The 2,363-nt window shown below is 75.2% G+C and carries 3 protein-coding genes; all 3 read left to right on the top strand.

Annotated features, from left to right (window positions below; translation table 11 throughout):
* A partial coding sequence (locus tag FV230_RS27350) for an ATP-dependent helicase C-terminal domain-containing protein (protein WP_281408342.1) occupies positions 1-1,081 on the top strand: 1,081 nt, incomplete at its 5' end.
* Positions 1,082-1,187: 106 nt separating this feature from the next.
* Positions 1,188-1,655, top strand: coding sequence for a PaaI family thioesterase (locus FV230_RS27345; RefSeq protein WP_147844603.1), 468 nt, complete (start codon positions 1,188-1,190; stop codon positions 1,653-1,655).
* Between the two features lie 7 nt (positions 1,656-1,662).
* A complete protein-coding gene (locus FV230_RS27340) occupies positions 1,663-2,241 on the top strand; it encodes a DUF1285 domain-containing protein (protein ID WP_147844602.1) in 579 nt (192 codons plus the stop codon).
* Positions 2,242-2,363 lie beyond the last annotated feature (122 nt).

Below are 2,363 nucleotides of genomic sequence, written 5' to 3'. Positions count from 1 at the left end.
CGCCGACCGGGTCGAGCGCTTCCGCCGCGACCGCGGCCAGCGCGCCGCCGACATGCGCCGGATGGCGCAGGGCTGGGCACGGTCGGCCGCGGCATCCGGCGATCGCGAGGCTCCCGAGCCGAGCGCCGGATCGTTGCTGGCGCTGGCCTATCCCGACCGGGTCGCGAAGGCGCGCGGGCGCGAGGGCGAGTTCGTGATGGCCAACGGCCGGGCCGGGCGCCTCGACTCCGCCTCCCCGCTCGCCCGCGAGCCGTTCCTCGTCATCGCCGACATCGTCGGCGCCGCCGGCAACGCCCGCATCCTCGCCGCCGCCGCGATCGACCTCGACGCGATCGAGGCCGGCTTCGCCGACCGGATCGAGGGCGTCACGCAGGTGACCTTCGACGCGGCGGCACGGGCGCTGCGGGCCCGCAGCCTGCGCCGTCTCGGCGCCGTCACGCTCGGCGAGCGCACGCGCCCGGTTCCGCCGGATCTCGACTCAGCCAAGGTCCTCGCCCGCGGCATCGCCGGGCTCGGCCTCGAGCGCCTGCCCTGGACCCCGGCGCTGACGCAGTGGCGCGCCCGCATCGCGTTCCTGCGTGCGGCGGAAGGCGACGACTGGCCCGATCTGGCGGACGGCGCCCTCGCCGGGACGGTCGAGGACTGGCTCGCGCCCGCCCTCCTCGGCCGCCTCGGCCTCGACGCCGTCACCGCCAGCGACCTCGGCGAGGCGCTGCAGGGACTGCTGCCCTGGCCCCTCCGGGCCCGCCTCGACGCCGAGGCACCGACCCATGTCGAGGTGCCGACCGGCTCGCGGATCCCGATCGACTACGAGGCCGAGGGCGGCCCCGTCCTGGCCGTGCGGGTGCAGGAGCTGTTCGGGCTGGCGACGCATCCGACCATCGGCCGGGCGCCGCTCGTGCTCCACCTGCTCTCGCCCGGCCACCGTCCGGTGCAGATCACCCGCGACCTCCCGGGCTTCTGGCGCGGCTCCTGGAGCGCCGTGCGCACCGAGATGCGCGGCCGCTATCCGCGCCACCCCTGGCCGGAGAACCCGCTGGAGGCGCCGCCGACCCGCCGCGCCAAGCCGCGCGGCACATGAGCGCGAACGGCAGGTAACAGGTGACAGGTGACAGGCGGCGGGCGCGATGCGACCGTGACACGAAGCCGGGCGCCACCGCCCGCCGCGAGATCGAGACTCCGCCCGCATGCCGACCGAAGAACCGCAGAATCCCGAAGCCGGGCAGCCCGAGGGCGACGGCTGGACGCCGATCCACGACACCGGCTTCATCGCCCATGTCGGCCCGGTCTACGTCCGCGACGGCGCCTACGCGTTCCGGGCCGCCGACAAGCACGCCAACCTGATCGGCGTCGTCCACGGCGGGATGCTGATGAGCTTCGCCGACCGGGCGCTGGGCGAGACCGCGATGCGGGCGGCCGACGGGGCGAACTGCGTGACGATCCAGATGGAGATGCAGTTCGTCGACACCGCGCGGCTGGGCGACTGGATCACCGTGGCGCCGGAGGTGATCAAGCGCACCGGCTCGCTCGTCTTCCTGCGCTGCGAGCTTCGGCACGCGGCGCGCGTCGTCGGCGTCGCCTCCGGCGTCTGGAAGATCCTGCGCCGGCGCCCGGAGGCGCCCCCCGTTCCCGGACCGACCGGCGACGCTATCTGAGAGCGCCATGACCATCTCAGACGATCCGACCCTGAGCCGCCTCGGCGCGGCCCTGGCCGACCTGCCCAGGCGCGGCCTGCCGCCGGTCGAGACCTGGAACCCGCCCGATTGCGGGGCGATCGACATGCGCATCGCCGCCGACGGCACGTGGTTCCACGCGGGCACGCCGATCCGCCGCCCGAAGATGGTCAAGCTCTTCGCCTCGATCCTGCGGCGCGAGCCCGACGGCACCACCGTCCTGGTCACGCCGGTGGAGAAGGTCTCGATCGTGGTGGAGGATGCGGCCTTCGTCGCCGTCGAGATGGCGGTCGACGGCGCGGGCGAGGCGCGCCGCATCAGCTTCCGCACCAACGTCGACGACCTCGTGCCCGTCGACGCCGAGCACGAGCTCCGCTTCGCGCAAGGCGAGGCCGGGGCGCTCAAGCCCTATCTCCACGTCCGCCGCGGCCTCTGGGCGCTGGTGACGCGGGCGCTCACCTACGACCTCGTCGCCCTGGCCGAGGAACGCGACCTCGACGGCGCCCCCTGGCTCGGGATCGCCGCCGGCGGCCGCTTCCACCGCATCGCCCCGGCCGATGCGGCGTGAGCATCGTGGGCAGCCCGACCCGCGACGCGGACCTCGCCGACTTCCTGGCGCGCGCCGAAGCGCGTCTCGCGCGCGACCCGCCCGGGCCGGACGACCCGACCTCGAACCCGCGCGGCGACCAC

The sequence above is a fragment of the Methylobacterium sp. WL6 genome (assembly GCF_008040095.1).
In the GTDB taxonomy this organism is placed as follows: domain Bacteria; phylum Pseudomonadota; class Alphaproteobacteria; order Rhizobiales; family Beijerinckiaceae; genus Methylobacterium.
Note: the sequence above shows the minus strand (reverse complement) of the source record. Positions and strands in the feature narration are given on the sequence as shown.